At 72.7% G+C, this 17,992-nt stretch carries 12 protein-coding genes; 7 read left to right on the top strand and 5 right to left on the bottom strand.

Annotation, left to right across the window (positions count from 1 at the left end):
* Positions 1-145 precede the first annotated feature (145 nt).
* Entirely contained in the window at positions 146-289 is a 144-nt protein-coding gene (locus AMK25_RS32300; protein WP_198937428.1) for a hypothetical protein, read from the bottom strand.
* A 22-nt stretch (positions 290-311) separates the two neighbouring features.
* Between AMK25_RS32300 and AMK25_RS03675 the strand changes: the two genes are divergently transcribed.
* A complete protein-coding gene (locus AMK25_RS03675) occupies positions 312-1,259 on the top strand; it encodes a threonine ammonia-lyase (RefSeq protein WP_073826513.1) in 948 nt (315 codons plus the stop codon).
* Between the two features lie 47 nt (positions 1,260-1,306).
* Here AMK25_RS03675 and AMK25_RS03670 read toward each other — a convergent pair whose 3' ends face one another.
* Positions 1,307-3,400 (bottom strand): S9 family peptidase, encoded by a 2,094-nt coding sequence (locus tag AMK25_RS03670; RefSeq protein WP_073826511.1) that lies wholly within the window; start codon positions 3,398-3,400, stop codon positions 1,307-1,309.
* A 100-nt stretch (positions 3,401-3,500) separates the two neighbouring features.
* On the opposite strand from AMK25_RS03670, the gene AMK25_RS03665 reads away from it, so the two are divergent.
* The gene (locus tag AMK25_RS03665) at positions 3,501-5,111 is read left to right on the top strand and encodes an FAD-binding oxidoreductase (RefSeq protein WP_073827063.1); all 1,611 of its coding nucleotides are present in this window, start codon (positions 3,501-3,503) and stop codon (positions 5,109-5,111) included.
* Positions 5,112-5,838: 727 nt separating this feature from the next.
* Here AMK25_RS03665 and AMK25_RS03660 read toward each other — a convergent pair.
* A complete protein-coding gene (locus AMK25_RS03660) occupies positions 5,839-7,902 on the bottom strand; it encodes a SpoIIE family protein phosphatase (protein WP_073826508.1) in 2,064 nt (687 codons plus the stop codon).
* Between the two features lie 168 nt (positions 7,903-8,070).
* Between AMK25_RS03660 and AMK25_RS03655 the strand changes: the two genes are divergently transcribed.
* Positions 8,071-12,435 carry a HAMP domain-containing protein gene (locus AMK25_RS03655; protein ID WP_073826505.1) on the top strand — a complete coding sequence of 1,455 codons (4,365 nt, stop codon included), beginning with the start codon at positions 8,071-8,073 and terminating at the stop codon, positions 12,433-12,435.
* On the top strand, positions 12,432-12,989 hold the full coding sequence (locus AMK25_RS03650; protein WP_073826503.1) for a response regulator: 558 nt from the start codon (positions 12,432-12,434) through the stop codon (positions 12,987-12,989). Before AMK25_RS03655 ends, AMK25_RS03650 begins: the two co-directional genes overlap by 4 nt.
* Before the next feature lie 4 nt (positions 12,990-12,993).
* Here AMK25_RS03650 and AMK25_RS03645 read toward each other — a convergent pair whose 3' ends face one another.
* Complete coding sequence (locus AMK25_RS03645) at positions 12,994-13,518, bottom strand: GbsR/MarR family transcriptional regulator (RefSeq protein WP_241826230.1); 525 nt, start codon at positions 13,516-13,518, stop codon at positions 12,994-12,996.
* A gap of 53 nt (positions 13,519-13,571) precedes the next feature.
* Here AMK25_RS03645 and AMK25_RS03640 point away from each other — a divergent pair, with 53 nt between their 5' ends.
* Complete coding sequence (locus AMK25_RS03640) at positions 13,572-14,498, top strand: ABC transporter ATP-binding protein (protein WP_073826500.1); 927 nt, start codon at positions 13,572-13,574, stop codon at positions 14,496-14,498.
* Positions 14,495-16,087 (top strand): ABC transporter permease, encoded by a 1,593-nt coding sequence (locus AMK25_RS03635; protein ID WP_073826498.1) that lies wholly within the window; start codon positions 14,495-14,497, stop codon positions 16,085-16,087. Before AMK25_RS03640 ends, AMK25_RS03635 begins: the two co-directional genes overlap by 4 nt.
* Positions 16,088-16,177: 90 nt before the next feature.
* Here AMK25_RS03635 and AMK25_RS03630 read toward each other — a convergent pair whose 3' ends face one another.
* Entirely contained in the window at positions 16,178-16,510 is a 333-nt protein-coding gene (locus tag AMK25_RS03630) for an STAS domain-containing protein (RefSeq protein ID WP_030500715.1), read from the bottom strand.
* A gap of 144 nt (positions 16,511-16,654) precedes the next feature.
* On the opposite strand from AMK25_RS03630, the gene hemL reads away from it, so the two are divergent.
* A complete protein-coding gene (gene hemL / locus AMK25_RS03625) occupies positions 16,655-17,992 on the top strand; it encodes a glutamate-1-semialdehyde 2,1-aminomutase (RefSeq protein WP_073826495.1) in 1,338 nt (445 codons plus the stop codon).

The raw sequence follows: 17,992 nt of genomic DNA, 5'->3' as shown, positions 1-17,992 counted from the left end.
CGCGGGCCGTTCGGCCGGGGTGTGCCGGTCCGCGTACCGGATGGCTCGGTGGTCCGTACTTCCGCTGTTGCTCGCCGGCACGGGGCGGCGAGCGGCACGGACGGCCGCGCCCGCCGGGCCGGGACGGCCGGTGTCCGCCCGGCGGTCAGCGGCCGAGCAGGCCGGCGGAGCCGGCGACCACCAGCCCGATCACCGTCGAGCAGCAGCAGACGACAAGCGCGGCGGCGACCACCAGGAGGACCAGCCAGGTCGGTCCCCGTCGCGCCGCCGAGGGCTCCTCGTCGCTCATCCCGGCAGTCTAGGTTGATGCGGTGGAGCTGATCTCGATCGCCGACGTCCGGGCCGCCGCCGAGGACGTGGCCGGCACCGTGCTGCGGACCCCGTTGGTGCCGGTGCTCTGGGACGATCAGCTGTGGCTCAAGCCGGAGAACCTGCAACCGGTGGGGTCGTTCAAGCTGCGCGGCGCCACCCACGCGGTGGCCCGGCTCGATCCGGCGACCAGGTCGCGGGGCGTGGTCACCCACTCGTCGGGAAACCACGGGCAGGCCCTGGCGTACGCGGCCCGCGCCCTCGGCGTGCCCTGCACGGTGGTGGTCCCCGAGGGCGCGCCGGAGGTCAAGGTGGCCCGGATGCGGGCGCTCGGCGCGGACGTACGGCTGGTGCCGCCGGTCCGCCGCCTCGCCGAGGCGGAACGGATCGTGGCCGAGACCGGCGCGACGCTGCTGCCACCGTTCGACCACCCGGCGGTCATCGCCGGCCAGGGCACCGTCGGGCTGGAGATCGTCGCCGACCTGCCCGACGTGGACGTGGTGCTGGTGCCGGTGGGTGGCGGCGGGCTCGGCTCCGGTGTGGCCACGGCGGTCAAGGCGCTGCGACCGTCCGCCGCCGTGATCGGTGTGGAGCCGGCGTTTGCCGCCGACGCCCGGGAGTCGCTCGCCGCCGGTGAGGTGGTCGTCTGGGACGTCGAACGCACCTACCGGACGTGTGCCGACGGGCTGCGGACCAGCCTGTCCGCGTTGACGCTGGCCCACCTGCGGGACCGGCTCGACGGCATCGTCACGGTGACCGAGGACGAGATCATGGCGGCCACCGGACGGCTGATCCGGGACGCGCGACTGGTGGCCGAGCCGAGCGGCGCGGTCGCCCTGGCCGCCCGGCTCTTCCACAGTGGCGAGCTGCCGGCCGGCCGTACCGTCGCGGTCGTGACCGGCGGCAACGCCGACCCGCACGTGCTGTCCGCCGCGCTCGCCGAGGTGTAAGGAAGGGCCCCTTATTAACAGACGTCTGTTAATAAGGGGCCCTTCCCTCACGCGCGGCCGACGCGGTCCAGGATCCAGGCGTTGACGAACGCCTCCTCGCGCCACGAGTCGTACCGGCCGCTCGGCCCGCCGTGACCCGCGCCCATCTCGGTCTTGAGCAGGTAGTCGCCCTGCGGCGCGGTCGCGCGCAACCGGGCGATCCACTTGGCCGGCTCGTGGTAGAGCACCCGGGTGTCGTTGAGGCTGGTCACCGCCAGGATGGCCGGGTAGTCGGCGGCGGTGACGTTCTCGTACGGCGTGTACGACTTCATGTACGCGTAGACCTCGGGGTCGTCCAGCGGGTTGCCCCACTCCTCCCACTCGGTGACCGTCAGCGGCAGCGACGGGTCGAGGATCGAGGTGAGCGCGTCCACGAACGGCACCTGCGCGACGATCCCGGTGAACGCGTCCGGGGCGAGGTTCGCCACCGCGCCCATCAGCAGGCCACCGGCCGACGCGCCCCGGGCGACCAGCCGGTCGCTCGCCGTCCAGCCCGCCTTGACCAGGTGCCGGGCGCAGGCCACGAAGTCGGTGAACGTGTTCTTCTTGGCCAGCAGCTTGCCCTCGTCGTACCAGCGCCGGCCCAGCTCGCCGCCGCCCCGGATGTGCGCCACCGCGAAGATCACGCCGCGGTCGAGCAGGCTCAGCCGGGCGATCGAGAACCACGGGTCCATGCTCGCCTCGTACGACCCGTAGCCGTAGATGACGGCGGGCGCCGAGCCGTCGCGCGGGGTGTCCCGGCGGCACACGAGCGAGATCGGCACCCGGGTGCCGTCGTCGGCGAGCGCCCAGTCCCGGTGCTGCTCGTAGTCGGCCGGGTCGTACGGCCGCCCGTCCGGCCCGGGGCGTACCGGCTTCTGCCGCCGCAGCGTCAGCTCCCGGGTGACCAGGTCGTAGTCGTAGACCGAGTCCGGGGTGACGAGCGAGGTGTAGCGCAGCCGCACCTGGTTCGTGCGGTACTCCGGGTTGGCGTCCAGCCCGACGCTGTAGATCGGCTCGGGGAAGTCGATGTCCCAGCTGTCGTCGCTGCCGACCGGCAGCACCCGCAGACCGGTCAGCCCGTTGACGCGCAGCGAGACCACGAGGTGGTTCTCGAACGCGTCGACCGCCTCAAGCCGGGTGCCAGGCGTGTGCGGGATCAGCGGCGTCCAGTCGCCCGGCGCGTCCGCCGAGGTGTACGCGAGCGCGAAGTCCTCCGCGCCGTCGTTGTGCAGGATCAGGAAGCGGTGGCCGTGGTGCTCCACCGCGTACTCGATGCCCTGACGCCGCGGGGCCACGACGGCGGGCTCGCCGGTCGGGTTGGCCGCCGGGATCACCCGCACCTCGCTGGTGATCTTGCTGTGGATGTCGATCACCACGAAGCGCTCGGAGCGGGTCAGCTCGACGCCGACCCAGAACCGCTCGTCGTCCTCCTGATAGACCACCACGTCCTCGGTGGACGACGTGCCGACGGTGTGCCGCCAGACCCGGTTCGGCCGCCACGCCTCGTCCACAGTGACGTAGAACAGCGTCGAGGCGTCGCTCGACCACGCCGTGCCGTAGAACGTGTCCGGCACCTCGTCCGGCAGCGACTCACCGCTGGTCAGGTCTTTGATCCGCAGCGTGAAGCGCTCGTCGCCGGAGAAGTCGGTCGAGTAGGCCAGCCAGCGGCCGTCCGGGCTGACGTCGAACGCGCCGAGCGAGAAGAAGTCGTGCCCCTCGGCGAGCTGGTTGCCGTCGAGCAGCACCTCCTCGCCGTCGAGCGGCGCGCCGTCCGCGCTGACCGGGGGCGCGGTCTCGCCGGGGCGGACCGCGCGGCGGCAGTGCACGCCGTACTGCTGCCCCTCGACGGTGCGGGTGTAGTACCAGTGACCGTCCTTGCGGGTCGGCACCGACAGGTCGGTCTCCTGGGTGCGCCGGCGCGTCTCCTCGAACAGCTCCGCGCGCAGCTCGGCCAGGTGGGCGGTGCGCGCCTCGGTGTACGCGTTCTCGGCGTCCAGGTAGGCGATCGTGTCCGGGTCGTCCTTCGTGGCGAGCCAGGCGTACTCGTCGAGGACTGTGTCACCGTGATGGACGCGCTCGGTCGGGACGCGCTTGGCGACGGGCAGTGGGGTTTCGGTCACGGCGCCACGTTACCGGGCGCCGGGCCACCGCCGGGGCCGCCCACCGCGCGAATCCGACGACTCGCCGCCAGGGCTTTCGAACATGTGTACGATGACCGCCATGGCGGATGCAGCTCGTTCCACCAACCGACCCGGAGCCCTCGACATCACCCGGAAGCTGGCGGAGATCTGCGGTTCGCCGTTCGCCCGCTTCGCCGGCCCGGCCGACGAGGTGGCCGGGCGTACCGCCCGTTGGGTGGCGGTGCCGGGCGGCCCGCACGCCGCCGCCGAGGTGTTGCGGCTGGCCGCCGCGTACGACCTGACAGTGGTGCCGCGCGGCGCCGGCACGAAGATCGACTGGGGGGCCGCTCCGGCGCAGGTGGACATCATGCTCGACACCGGCCGCCTCGCCGGGGTCTGGCACGAGCCGCGCGACGCGGCGGTGGCCGAGATCGGCGCCGGTACCCCGATGCGCGCGGTCCAGGCCACGCTGGCACGCACCAACCGGCGGCTGCCGGTCGACGCGCCCTCGCCGGGGGCGACGCTCGGCGGGGTGCTCGCCGCCGACGAGTCCGGCCCGCTTCGCCACCGGCACGGCAGCCCGTGCGCACAGCTCATCGGCGTGCGCTACCTCGACGCCGACGGCGAGCTGGTGAGCATCGGAGAGTCCGGCACGGCGGCGCTCGGCCGGGCCGCCCCGGGTGTTGGCGGTGGCCGACCGGGCGGACGCGCTCCGACGGGCACCGGTGCCGGCTCTGGGCCTGCCGGTGTGGCGGACGATCCCGGCTGGGGTGCCGGCGGTCTGGCGGGCGGTCCCGGCTGGGGTGCCGGAGATCCGGCGGCTGGTGCGGGCTGGGATGCCGGCGGGCAGTGGGGCAGTGCCGGCGGAGATCCGGGTCGCGGTGGCGGCGACGCGATCCTCGGTCGGGGTGGGATGCCCGGGCTGGACGTGGCCCGGCTGCTCTGCGGCTCGCAGGGCGGGCTCGGCGTGCTGGTCTCGGCCACCATGCGGGTGCAGGCCGTGCCGGCGAGCCGGGTCTGGGTGTCCCGCCCGGTGTGGACGCCGCTGGAGGTGCACGACCTGGTCCGGGCCGTGCTGGCGTCCGGCGTCGGCCCGGCCGCCGTCGAACTGGACCTGCCGGTGCCGGTGCCGTTGCCCCGTCGCCGGATTCCGGCCACGCACCCGTCGGTGATCAACCGCCCCGATCACCCGGCCGTGACCGGCCGGCCCGCGGCGGGCAGCCTCGTGGTGCTGCTGGAGGGCGGCCCGGCCGACGTGACCGAGCGGGCCGAACGGCTGACCGCAGTCCTCGGCGCCCCGGCGATGGTCGGCCACCACGCGCCGGAGTGGTGGGGGCGCTACCCGTTCGCGCCCGGAGACACCGCGCTGCGCATCGAGGTGCCGATCAACGACCTGCACGCCGCCGTCTACGCGCTACGTGACGCCGCCGGCGCCCCCGTGCCGGTACGCGGCTCGGCCGGCACGGGCGCCGTGCACGCCGCCCTGCCCGGCGCGCTGCCGCCGGAGCGGGTCGCCTCGATCCTCACCGCTGTCCGCAGCGTCCTGATCGCCCGGCAGGGCCGGTGCGTGGTGGTGGCCGCGCCGACGGCGGTGCGCCGTACCGTCGACCTCTGGGGCGAGCTGCCCGCGTTGCCGCGCCTGCGCAGCGCCAAGGCCCACCTGGACCCGCACCACCGCCTGGCTCCCGGCCGCCTCCCCGGCGGCCTCTGAACACGGCCGCCTCGGCCTGCGCGCCCCGGGGCTCCAGGCTGTCACCGCACCGGACGCCCGTTGAAGCGGGCGCGGCAGCGGCAGGCACCAGTTCGGGGTAGTGGTCGTGTCCGCGCGCGCCGGATGCCGCCAGCTCGGCGAGCTGGTGTCGCCGATCGCCAGTTGGGGTGGTGGTGTCCGCGTGCTGCCGGGCACCGCCATCTCGGCGAGCTGGTGTCGCCGATCGCGAGTTCGGCGTCGTGGTCGTGTCCACGTGCGCCGGATACCGCCACTTCGGCGAGCTTGTGCCGCGGATCGCCAGTTCGGCGTGGTGGTTGTGTCCGCGTGCGCCGGATGCCGCCAGCTCGGCGAGCTTGTGCCGCGGATCGCCAGTTCGGGTTGGTGGTTGTGTCCGCGCGCGCCGGATGCCGCCACCTCGGCGAACTGGTGCAGTCCACCGCCGGTTCGGCGTAGTGGTCGTATCCGCGTGGCTGTATGCCGCCACCTCGGCGAGCTGTTGTCGCCGATCGCCAGTTCGGGGTGGTGGTCGTGTCCGCGTGCCCCGGATGCCGCCACCTCGGCGAGCTGGCGCAGCCCACCCGCCCACCGACAACCCGCACTGGCGCCCGGGGTCCTCACCACTGTCGTGATCAAGGAGTTTGTGTCACGTTTCGCGCCTCCCCAAGCCGCAAACTCCTTGATCACCGCCGGAGCCGGGCCGGAGTCGGGGTGGGCGGGCAGAAGAGGGCTACGGGGTGTCGTTTCGGAGGACCAGGATGGCTATGTCGTCGCGTGGGGGCTCGACGGAGAAGGCGATGGTGGCGGCGCGCAGCCGGGCGGCCACCACGTCGGCCGAGTACCCGGCCAGCGGCGCCGCCGACTCGCGCAGCCGTTCGGTGCCGAACAGCTCGCGTCCGCGCCGCCGCTCGGTGACCCCGTCGGTGTAGAAGATCAGCGCGTCGCCGGGCTTGAGCGCCAGCTCGGCGGTGGGCGTGCTGATGGCGTCGAGCAGGCCCAGCGCCGTACCGCCGGTCCCGACGAACGTGGCGCCGCCCCCGCCGTGCAGCAGCACCGGGCGGTCGTGGCCGGCCAGGTGCAGCGAGACGTCGAGCTGGTCGCCGTCGCCGGGCGTGACCGCCGCCAGCGCCAGCGTGCAGTAGCGTCCGCCGCCCCGCTCGACGAGCGTCTCGTTGAGCCGGCTGAGCACCTCGGGCAGCGGCTTGCCGTCGCCGACGAGAACCCGGATCACGTCCCGGACCAGGCCGGTCACGGCGGCGGCCTGCACGCCCTTGCCTGACACGTCGCCGACCACCACGAGCCAGCGGCCGTCCGGCAACGGGACCACGTCGTAGAAGTCGCCGCCGACCTCCGCGTCGTCGCCGGTGGGGACGTACTCGGCGGCGAAGCCGATGCCCTCGACCACCGGGAGCACCGGCGGCAGCAGCGACTGCTGGAGCGTCTGGGCGACCCGGCGGCGTTCGGCGTGGATGCGGGCGTTCTCGATCGCGAGCGCGGCGCGGCGGGCCACGTCCTCCAGCACGGAGACCTCGTCCGGGTCGTGCCGGTGCCGCTGGTGCCGGCCCACGGCGAGGGTGCCGAGCCGTTGCCCACGGGCGATCAGCGGTACGGCGAAGCCCTCCATCGGGCCGCCGAGCGGCACCTGGGCGGCGTTGCGGGACGCCTCGCGCAGCCGGGACTGGATCGAGTCCGGGCCGGTCTCCTGGAGGATCCGGTGCAGCTGCGGCAGCATGGCCTCGTCGGCGTGGCTGGACGCGGCGAGGCGCAGCCGCCCCCACTCGTCGGTGGTGTGCACGGCGCACCACTGGCCGAGCCGGGGCACCACGAGCTGCGGGATGAGCGCCATGGTCAGTTCGACGTCCAGCGACTGGGCGAGCAGTTCACTGGCCTCGGCCAGGAACGTCAGCCAGGTGGACCGGCGCACGTCGGCGCGGCGCAGGCGGTCGTTCTCGAGGTGCAGCGACAGCCGCTCGGCGGCCAGCACCGCCAGCGGCCGGGCGTACGTCGAGGGCGCCGCGTCCAGTTCCAGCTCGCCGGTGTACGGGCGGTGCACGGCGAGCGGTACGCGCAGCAGCTCGTTGCTCTCACGCGGGTGCCGGCCGTACCGGGCGAACACCTGGGTGCCGAGTCCGTCGCCCCGGTCCAGCCGGACCGTGCCACCGGCGGCGCCCACCATCTCGCCGACCCGGGTCAGCAGGCCGGTGGCGAACTCGGCCAGCGGCTCGTCCGCGTACGGGTCGGGGGTGATCTGCATCAACTCGCTCATCGCGGCGGCGCTGGGCGTACCGTCGCCGGTGCGTTCCGGCTCGGTCACCGGCGGCGGGCCGGCCGACGGGCGGGCGGGCCCGCCGGGGCCGGGCCGGTCCAGGCGGAACCAGACGCCCTTGCCGGTGGGCAGGTACGTGGTGCCCCATCGGCTGGAGAAGTGGTCGACGAGCAGCAGCCCGCGCCCCCGCGTGGCGACCTCGGCGATGTCGGAGGTGGTGTTGCGCACGCCGACGATCAGCTCGTCGACCGGCCCGGAGGCGAAGTCGGTGACGGTGACGGTGAGGCCGTTCGGGTCGGCTTCGACCTCGATGTCCAGTTCGGTGCGCGCGTGCTCGACGGCGTTCGTGGTCAGCTCGGTGGTGAGCAGCAGCGCCTCGTTCAGCAGTTCGGGCAGCCGGGCTTCGAGCAGCATGGTGCGCACCACGGCGCGGGCCGCCGCCGGGGTGCGGCGGTCGGCGGGGAGGCGGACCCGGCGGACGTGCTCGTCCGCACCGCCGCTCCGAGTGGCCCCCGCCTCCGCTGACACCTCCGTATCCTCCACCGCCCCGACCCCGGGTGCCAAGCGTCCGGCGAACCGGCCAGTCGGGCGGATACGGCGCGTGACGCGGGGTTGCACGCCGTGACCTCGACGGATCGCGCGGCAGAATGATGGGATGGCCGCGTGACGGCACGAGCCCGAGCGGAGCGAGGAACCATGACCACGGCAAAACAGTCGGTGACCGCGGACCCGTCCGCGTCCGACCACGAGGTGCTCCTCGGCGAGCTGGTCGACGCGTTGCGCCGGGTGGCGCACGGTGACCTGCGGGTACGCCTGCCACGCCGCGCGGGCCTGCCCGGTGAGGTCGCCGACGCCTTCAACGACGTGGTGTCGTTGCAGGAGCGGCAGCACCTGGACCTGCGCCGGATCAGCCGGATCGTCGGCCGCGACGGCCGGCTCACCGAGCGCCTGGACGACGAGGGCCTGGACGGCTCGTGGGCGGAGGGGCAGCGGGCGGTCAACTCGCTCATCGACGACCTGGGCCGGCCGACCACGGAGATCGCCCGGGTGATCGTGGCGGTGGCCGACGGTGACCTCTCCCAGCACATGGCGCTGGAGATAGACGGTCGTCCGCTCCGGGGTGAGTACCTGCGCATCGGCCGCACGGTGAACACGATGGTGGACCAGCTGTCGTCGTTCGCCGACGAGGTGACGCGGGTGGCCCGTGAGGTGGGCACCGAGGGCAAGCTGGGCGGCCAGGCCGACGTGCGTGGCGTGGCGGGCACCTGGAAGGACCTCACCGACTCGGTGAACACCATGGCGTCGAACCTCACCGGCCAGGTGCGGTCGATCTCGCAGGTGGCCACCGCCGTCGCGAAGGGCGACCTGTCGCAGAAGATCACGGTCGGGGCGCGCGGCGAGGTCGCCGAGCTTGCCGACACGATGAACTCGCTAACCGACACGCTGCGGCTGTTCGCCGAGCAGGTGACCCGGGTGGCCCGCGAGGTGGGCACCGAGGGCAAGCTGGGCGGCCAGGCCGAGGTGCCGGGCGTGGCCGGCACGTGGAAGGACCTGACCGACAACGTCAACTCGATGGCGTCGAACCTGACCGCGCAGGTGCGCAACATCGCGCAGGTGTCGACGGCTGTGGCCAAGGGTGATCTGTCGCAGAAGATCACGGTGGCCGCGCAGGGTGAGATCCTGGAGCTGAAGGACACCGTCAACACGATGGTGGACCAGCTGTCGTCGTTCGCCGACGAGGTCACGCGCGTGGCGCGCGAGGTGGGCATCGAGGGCAAGCTGGGCGGCCAGGCGCAGGTGCGCGGCGTCTCCGGCACCTGGCGTGACCTCACCGAGAACGTGAACCAGCTCGCCGGCAACCTGACCAGCCAGGTCCGCAACATCTCCCAGGTCTCCACGGCGGTGGCCAAGGGCGACCTGGGTCAGAAGATCACCGTGGACGCGCAGGGCGAGATCCTGGAGCTGAAGAACACCGTCAACACGATGGTGGACCAGCTCTCCTCGTTCGCCGACGAGGTGACGCGGGTGGCGCGCGAGGTGGGTACCGAGGGCAAGCTGGGTGGTCAGGCCCAGGTCAAGGGCGTCTCGGGTACGTGGCGGGACCTGACCGACAACGTGAACTCGATGGCGTCGAACCTGACCAGCCAGGTGCGGAACATCGCCTCGGTCACCACGGCGGTGGCGAAGGGTGACCTGTCGCAGAAGATCACCGTTGACGCCCGGGGCGAGATCCTGGAGCTGAAGTCCACTGTCAACACGATGGTGGATCAGCTCTCGTCGTTCGCCGACGAGGTGACGCGGGTGGCCCGCGAGGTGGGTACCGAGGGCAAGCTGGGTGGTCAGGCCCAGGTACGCGGCGTCGCCGGCACCTGGCGGGACCTGACCGACAACGTGAACTCGATGGCGTCGAACCTGACCGCGCAGGTGCGCAACATCGCCCAGGTGTCGACAGCCGTCGCGAAGGGTGACCTGTCGCAGAAGATCACCGTTGACGCCCGGGGCGAGATCCTGGAGCTGAAGTCCACTGTCAACACGATGGTGGATCAGCTCTCCTCGTTCGCCGACGAGGTGACGCGGGTGGCGCGCGAGGTGGGCACCGAGGGCAAGCTGGGTGGTCAGGCGCAGGTCAAGGGCGTCTCGGGTACGTGGCGGGACCTGACCGACAACGTGAACTCGATGGCGTCGAACCTGACCAGCCAGGTGCGGAACATCGCCTCGGTCACCACCGCGGTGGCGAACGGCGACCTGGGTCAGAAGATCACGGTGGACGCGCAGGGCGAGATCCTGGAGCTGAAGAACACCGTCAACACGATGGTGGACCAGCTCTCCTCGTTCGCCGACGAGGTGACGCGGGTGGCCCGCGAGGTGGGTACCGAGGGCAAGCTGGGTGGTCAGGCGCAGGTCAAGGGCGTCTCCGGTACGTGGCGCGACCTCACCGAGAACGTCAACCAGCTCGCCTCCACCCTCACCACGCAGTTGCGCGCGATCGCGCAGGTCTCCACGTCCGTGACCCGGGGCGACCTGACCCAGCGGATCAACGTGAAGGCGCAGGGCGAGGTCGCCGAGCTGAAGGACAACATCAACCAGATGATCGTCACCCTCCGGGAGACGACGAAGAAGAACGCCGAGCAGGGCTGGCTCGACTCCAACCTGGCCCGCATCGGCGGCCTGCTCCAGGGCCAGCGCGACCTGGGCGAGGTCTGCCGCATGATCATGATGGAGGTGACCCCGCTGGTGGACGCGCAGCTCGGTGCGTTCTTCCTGGCGGACAGCTCCGAGGGCAGCATGCGGCTGCGGCTCACCGCCTCCTACGGGTACGTGGCCCGGGGGCACGACGTGACGTTCGGTCCGGGTGAGGGGCTGGTCGGGCAGGCCGCGCTGTCCCGCCGGACCATCCGGGTCAAGGCGCAGCCGGACGGGCGCCTCGTGGTGCGTTCCGGGCTGGCCGACACGCCCCCGGCCGACCTGGTGGTGCTCCCGGTCCTATTCGAGGGCGAGCTGCTCGCCGTGATCGAGTTCGCCGGCGTGGCCACGTTCTCCGACCTGCACCTGGCGTTCCTGGAGCGGCTGGTGCTCACCATCGGCGTCGCGGTCAACACCATCCAGGCCAACCGGCGTACGGAGGAGCTGCTGGCGCAGTCGCAGCGGCTGGCGCACGAGATGCAGGACCAGTCGGCCGAGTTGCAGCGCACAAACGCCGAGCTGGAGGACAAGGCGAAGCTGCTGTCCGAGCAGAAGGCGAACATCGAGACGCAGAACCGGGAGATCGAGCTGGCCCGCCTCGGCCTGGAGGAGAAGGCGCAGCAGCTCACCCGGGCGTCGGCGTACAAGTCGGAGTTCCTGGCCAACATGAGCCACGAGCTGCGTACGCCGCTGAACTCGCTGCTCCTGCTGGCCCGGCTGCTCGCCGAGAACCCGGAGCGCAACCTCAGCGCGAAGCAGATCGAGTTCGCCCGGACCATCCACGGCGCCGGGTCGGACCTGCTGTCGCTGATCGACGACATCCTCGACCTGTCCAAGATCGAGGCGGGCCGGATGGACGTGGAGCCCACCGAGATCCAGTTCGCCGAGATCCGGAGCTATGTGGAGCAGGCGTTCGCGCCGCAGGCCGAGGAGAAGGGCCTGGACTTCCAGGTACGGGTCAGCGGCGACCTGCCGCCGGCGCTGGTGACCGACGCCCAGCGGTTGCAGCAGATCCTGCGCAACCTGCTCTCCAACGCGGTGAAGTTCACCGACAACGGCGCGGTGACGCTGCGCATCGGCCCGGCGGCCGAGAACGCCGTCTTCGACGTGCCGGCGCTGACGAACGCGCAGCGGGTGATCGCGTTCACAGTGATAGACACCGGGATCGGGATCTCCGACGACAAGCTGTCGCTGATCTTCGAGGCGTTCCAGCAGGCGGACGGCACGACCAGCAGGCGGTACGGCGGGACCGGCCTCGGGCTGTCCATCAGCCGCGATCTGGCCCGCCTGCTCGGCGGCACGATCACCGTCTCGTCCGCGCCCGGTCAGGGTTCGACGTTCACTCTCTTCGTACCCGAGGTGCTGGCGCCGGACGCGGTGGTGGCGCCGGCGCCACCGTCGCCGAGCCGCGCGGGCCTGCCGTCGTCGCTGCTCATGCCGATGGAGCTGCCGCAGCCGCAGGAGACGCCCGCCACCCGGCGGCTGGACGGCGTGACAGTGCTGATCATCGACGACGACGTGCGGAACGTGTTCGCGCTGACGTCCGCGTTGGAACTGCACGGCATGACCGTGTTGTACTCGGACAACGGGGCGGACGGCGTCCGCCAGCTCGCCGAGCACCCGGAGGTGGACATCGTCCTGATGGACGCCATGATGCCGGACCAGGACGGGTACGAGACGACCGCGCAGATCCGCCGCAACCACCGGTTCGCGGACCTGCCGATCGTCTTCCTGACCGCCAAGGCGATGCCCGGCGACCGGGAGTCGGCGCTCAGCGCCGGCGGCAGCGACTACATCACCAAGCCGGTGGACCTGGACGAGCTGATCGAGCTGATGGCGTCCTGGATCGGCCGCAGCCGAGGCGAGGAGAACCCGTGACGCAGACGGCCAAGGCCCTGCTGGTGGACGACCGGCGGGAGAACCTGATGGCGTTGGAGGCGATCCTCCAGGGCCTTCCGGTGCAGTCGGTCGCGGTGGAGAGCGGCGAGGCCGCGCTCAAGCAGCTCCTCGTGGACGACTTCGCGGTGATCCTGCTGGACGCCCAGATGCCGGACATGGACGGCTTCGAGACGGCCACCCACATCAAGCGGCGCGAGCGCACCCGGCACGTACCGATCATCTTCCTGACCGCCGCGGACAAGGACGCGCAGCTCGCGCTGCGCGGCTACGCGGCGGGCGCGGTCGACTACCTGACCAAGCCGTTCGACCCGTGGGTGCTGCGGGCGAAGGTGACAGTCTTCGTCGACCTGTGGGTGAAGACCCGGCAGCTCGCCGCCCAGTCGGACCTGGTGCGGGAGCGGGATCTGCAGTGGCGGCACCTGACCGACGCGGTGGACGAGGCCACAGCGCTGCTGCGCGCCGACGACGACCCGTCTGCCCGGGACCGCGCGGTGGACCTGCTGGAGCAGGCCCGCTGGGGCAACACCCGCTGACGGCTCAGCCGCCGGCCGGTCCACCGTGCCCGGTCGCGGCCCGCCGGGCCCGCCACCGGTCGCCGAGCGATTCCAGTTCCTCCTGTACGAAGAGGAAGAAGTCGCGCATCTCGGCGACCCGCTCACCGGCCGGCGTGCTGCGGCCGTGCAGCGCGTCGACCCCGCCGGCGGCGATGTCGATGAAGTTCTTGTAGATCGTGGTCTTGGTGATCGTCGCCTCGTACCAGGGGTTGTCGGGCATCCGGTAGCGGTCGCTCCGGGAACCCTTGACCGGCTCGCGGACCAGCATGGCGAACTGGGTCAGGTAGCGGACCGCGCCGCTGACCGCCGCCGCGCTGACGCCGAGCCGCTCGGCGATCTCGCCCGCGGTGAGCGGGCCGTCGGCGCTCATCACCGTGAACAGGACCCGGGCGGCCATCCGGGGGAAGCCCACGTCGGCGAAGGCCATCGCCATCCGCTCGATGAAGAGGTGGACCTCTTCCTCGTCGTGGCGGGGCGGCACGTTCATGGTCGGCTCCTCGACACTCACCCCGTGACCCTACAGTCTTCACAAGTTTGTGAAACGAGCGTAGCTTCTGAATTATGGAAACGGCAATCGATGTGTCCGGCCTGGTGAAGACCTTCGGCCGCACCCGGGCCCTCGACGGGCTCGACCTGACCGTCCGCACCGGGGAGGTGCACGGCTTCCTCGGACCGAACGGCTCCGGCAAGTCGACCACCATCCGGGTGCTGCTCGGCCTGCTGCGGGCGGACGCGGGGGCCGCCCGGCTGCTGGGCGGCGACCCCTGGCGGGACGCGGTGGCGCTGCACCGCCGCCTCGCGTACGTGCCGGGCGACGTCACGCTCTGGCCCAACCTCAGCGGCGGCGAGGTGATCGACCTGCTCGGCCGGATGCGCGGCGGGCTCGACCCGAAGCGCCGCGCCGAACTGCTGGAGTCGTTCGAGCTGGACCCGCGCAAGAAGGGCCGCACCTACTCCAAGGGCAACCGGCAGAAGGTCGGCCTGGTCGCCGCGCTCGCCTCCGACGTCGAACTGCTCATCCTCGACGAGCCGACCTCCGGGCTCGACCCGCTGATGGAGGAGGTCTTCCAGCACTGGGTCCGCCGCGCCGTCCACGACGGACGCACCGTGCTGCTGTCCAGCCACATCCTGGCCGAGGTGGAGGCGCTCTGCGACCGGGTGACGATCATCCGGGCCGGCCGGGCCGTCGAGTCCGGCACGCTCGGCGACCTGCGCCACCTGCACCGCACCGCCATCGACGCCGAGGTCGCCGCGCCGCTCGACGGCCTGGCCGACCTGCCCGGCGTACACGACCTGCGGGTGGACGGGCGGCGGGTGCGCTTCGACGTCGACACCGCCGCGCTCGACGCCGCGCTGCGCCGGCTCACCGAACTGGGGGTACGCAGCCTGGTCAGCACGCCGCCCACGCTGGAGGAACTGTTCCTGCGGCACTACGAGACGGCGGCGCCCTCCGACACGGCGCGCCCCGAGACGGCGGACCGGGCATGAGCACGCTCACCGGCACCCGCCACCTGGTCCGGCTGATCCTGCGCCGGGACCGCCTCCTGCTGCCGCTGTGGGTGCTGATCCTCGCGGTGCTGCCGATGACGTACGCGGCCAGCTTCGCCGGGCTGTTCCCGACCGCCGCCGAGCGGGCCGCGTACCTGGAGGGCACCGCCCGCAACCCGTCCATCGTCGCGCTGCTCGGCCCCGCCTACGGCGACAGCGTCGGCGGGCTGACCGCCCAGCGCAGCGGATTCCTGCTGCTGATCGTCGCGCTGGCCAGCCTGCTCACCGTCATCCGGCACACCCGCACCGAGGAGGAGGCCGGCCGGCGGGAACTGCTCGGCGGCAACGTGCTCGGGCGGCACGCCGGGCTGACCGCCGCGCTGCTCGTCACGTACGCGGCGGATCTGCTGCTCGGCCTGCTCACCGCCGCCGGGCTGGTCGCGACCGGGCTGCCGGTCGGCGGCTCGGTGGCGTACGGCCTCGTCACCGTGCTGACCGGCGTCGTGTTCGCCACGCTCGGCGGGCTGGCGGCACAGCTCACCGAGACCGCCGGTGGGGCGCGAGGCATCGGGCTCGCCGGTCTCGGCGCCGCGTTCGGGCTGCGCCTGGCCGGGGACACCGCGAGCAACGACTGGCCGAGCTGGCTGTCCCCGCTGGGCTGGGCCGCCCGGGCCCGCCCGTACGAGGGGGAGCGGTGGTGGGCGCTGCTCCTGCCGCTGGCCGCGACGGCGCTGCTCGCGGCGCTCGCGTACCCGGTCTCGGTCCGCCGTGACCTGGGCGCGGGCGTACTGCCGCCCCGGCTCGGCCCGGCCACCGCCGGTGGTGGCCTGTCCGGCCCGTTCGGCCTGGCCTGGCGGCTGCACCGGGGGCAGATCCTCTGGTGGTCGGTCGGGTTCGGCCTGCTCGGCCTGATTCTCGGGGGCGCGGCCGAGGCGGCCGGCCGGTCCGTCGAGGGCAGCCCGCGGATGGAGGAGATCGTGGCCCGGCTCGGCGGGGCGTCCGGCATGGCCGACGCGTACCTGGGCGTGACGCTGAGCCTGGCCGGGCTGGCCGCCGCCGGGTACGGCATCCAGGCCGCGCTGCGGATGCGCGCCGAGGAGTCCGCCGGGCACGCGGAGCCGGTGCTCGCCACCGGCACCCGCCGCTCGACCTGGCTGCTCTCGCACGTGACGTTCGCGCTGCTCGGCCCGGTGGTGGTGCTCGCGGTGACCGGGCTGGCCACCGGCCTGACGTACGGGCTGAGCACCGGCGACGTGCCCCGGCAACTCGGCCGGATGCTCGCCGCGGGCCTGACCCAGGTGCCTGCGGCGTGGGTGCTGGCCGGGCTCGCCGTGCTGCTGTACGGCCTGCTGCCCCGGCTCGCGCCGGCCACCTGGGCGGTGCTGGCGGTCTGCGTGCTGCTCGGGCAGCTCGGCGCGGTGCTGGAGCTGGACCAGTGGCTGCTGGACCTGTCCCCGTTCACGCACACCCCGCAGGTGCTCCGCGACGCCTGGACCCCCACCCCGCTCTACCTGCTCACGGCCCTGGCAACAGCCCTGGCCACGGCTGGCCTGCTCACCTTCCGCCGCCGCGACCTCCCCGTCCTCTAGCCCTCGCTGATCTTGCACTTGCGGCCCCGGCCCAGGGTGATTCGCCCTTTTCGCCGGGGCCGCAACTGCAAGATCGCGGGGAGGGTGGGGCTACGGGGTGGCTTCGTTGCGGATCATCAGGGCGCTGCGCAGGCCGGTGATGTCCAGGACGCGGATCAGGAAGTCGCCCACGTTGCTGAGCATCAGCAGGCTGCGCGCGTGACTGGCCTTGCGGCTGAGCACCACGAGCGTGCCGAGGCCCTGCGAGTCGCAGAACGTGACCCCGGCGAGGTCGAGCACGATGCGCGGTGGCGGATCCGCCAGCACCTCGTTGACCACCGTCGAGAGCTGGGCGGCCGTGAGCATGTCGATCTCACCGGCCAGACGAAGCACGGCTTCGTCACCGGTCCGGTGTACGGTGATGGACAGTTCGGCACGATCCACCCGGTCAGCCTATCGCGATCTCGACCAACGGGCCTGTCGAGCGGATCGCGGGCGGACTGCCGCCGCTCACCGGGGTGAGCCGGGTAACCCCCGTCGCGGGGTGCGTGCCAGGCAGTACTCCGACGCTGACACAATGGGCCCATCGTGACCGAGACGCTTTCCGCCGGATCCGGCCGCTACCCGGCCGACGCCCCGGCCTCCGAGGCCCTGTTCGACCGCGCCAAGGCCCTCGTGCCCGGCGGGGTCAACTCTCCCGTGCGCGCGTTCCGTGCCGTCGGCGGCACCCCGCGCTTCATGGTCCGGGGGGAGGGTCCCTGGCTCTTCGACGCCGACGGTCGTCGGTACGTCGACCTGGTCTGCTCCTGGGGGCCGCTCATCCTCGGCCACGCGCACCCGGCAGTGGTGGAGGCGCTGCGCGAGGCCGCCACGCTGGGCACGAGCTTCGGCACGCCCACCCCGGGTGAGGTGGACCTGGCCGAGGAGATCGTCGCGCGGACGCCGGTCGAGCAGGTGCGCCTGGTCAACTCCGGCACCGAGGCGACCATGTCGGCGATCCGGCTGGCCCGCGGCTTCACCGGCCGCTCCAAGATCATCAAGTTCGCCGGCTGCTACCACGGCCACTCGGACGCGCTGCTCGCCGCCGCCGGCTCCGGCGTGGCCACGTTCGGCCTGCCCGACTCGCCCGGCGTGACCGGGGCGGCGGCCGGCGACACGATCGTGCTGCCGTACAACGACCTGCGCGCGGTCGAGGAGGCGTTCGCCGCCCAGGGCCCGCACATCGCCGCGATCATCACCGAGGCCGCCGCCGGCAACATGGGCGTGATCGCGCCCCGGGACGGCCTCAACGCCGAACTGGCCCGGATCGCGCACGCGCACGGCGCGCTGCTCATCGTCGACGAGGTGATGACCGGGTTCCGGGTCTCCCGCGCCGGATGGCACGGCCTCGACCCGTCGGACGCGGACCTGTGGACGTACGGGAAGGTCATGGGTGGCGGCCTGCCCGCCGCGGCGTTCGGCGGGCGCGCGGAGATCATGGCGAAGCTCGCCCCGGCCGGCCCGGTCTACCAGGCCGGGACGCTCTCCGGTAACCCGCTGGCCTGCGCGGCCGGACTGGCCACGCTGCGGCTGGCCGACGACGCGCTCTACCGGCGGCTCGACGAGACCTCCGCCGCGCTGGGCAAGCTCACCACCGAGGCGCTGTCCGCGGCCGGCGTGCCGCACCGCCTCTCCACCGCGGGCAACATGTTCTCGGTCTTCTTCACCGACGCGGACGTGCGCGACTACGACAGCGCCCGCACCCAGGTGGTGCCGGCGTTCAAGGCGTTCTTCCACGCGATGCTCGCCGGTGGCGTCTACCTGCCGCCGAGCGCGTTCGAGTCGTGGTTCGTCTCGACCGCCATCGACGACGCGGCGTGGGAGCAGATCTCCGCCGCCCTGCCGGTGGCGGCGCGGGCGGCGGCAGCGGCAGGAAACGGGGGGTAA

The sequence above is a fragment of the Micromonospora sp. TSRI0369 genome (assembly GCF_001905625.1).
Lineage (GTDB): Bacteria > Actinomycetota > Actinomycetes > Mycobacteriales > Micromonosporaceae > Micromonospora > Micromonospora echinospora_A.
The sequence above is the reverse complement of the archived record's forward strand: the minus strand, read 5'-3'. Positions and strand labels throughout refer to the sequence as shown.

Excerpts from the sequence above, each read along its gene's own strand:
- AMK25_RS03635 (WP_073826498.1), top strand. The coding sequence starts at position 14,495 with ATGAGCACGCTCACCGGCACCCGCCACCTGGTCCGGCTGATCCTGCGC.
- AMK25_RS32300 (WP_198937428.1), bottom strand. The coding sequence starts at position 289 with ATGAGCGACGAGGAGCCCTCGGCGGCGCGACGGGGACCGACCTGGCTG.
- AMK25_RS03655 (WP_073826505.1), top strand. The coding sequence starts at position 8,071 with ATGACCACGGCAAAACAGTCGGTGACCGCGGACCCGTCCGCGTCCGAC.
- AMK25_RS03665 (WP_073827063.1), top strand. The coding sequence starts at position 3,501 with ATGGCGGATGCAGCTCGTTCCACCAACCGACCCGGAGCCCTCGACATC.
- AMK25_RS03640 (WP_073826500.1), top strand. The coding sequence starts at position 13,572 with ATGGAAACGGCAATCGATGTGTCCGGCCTGGTGAAGACCTTCGGCCGC.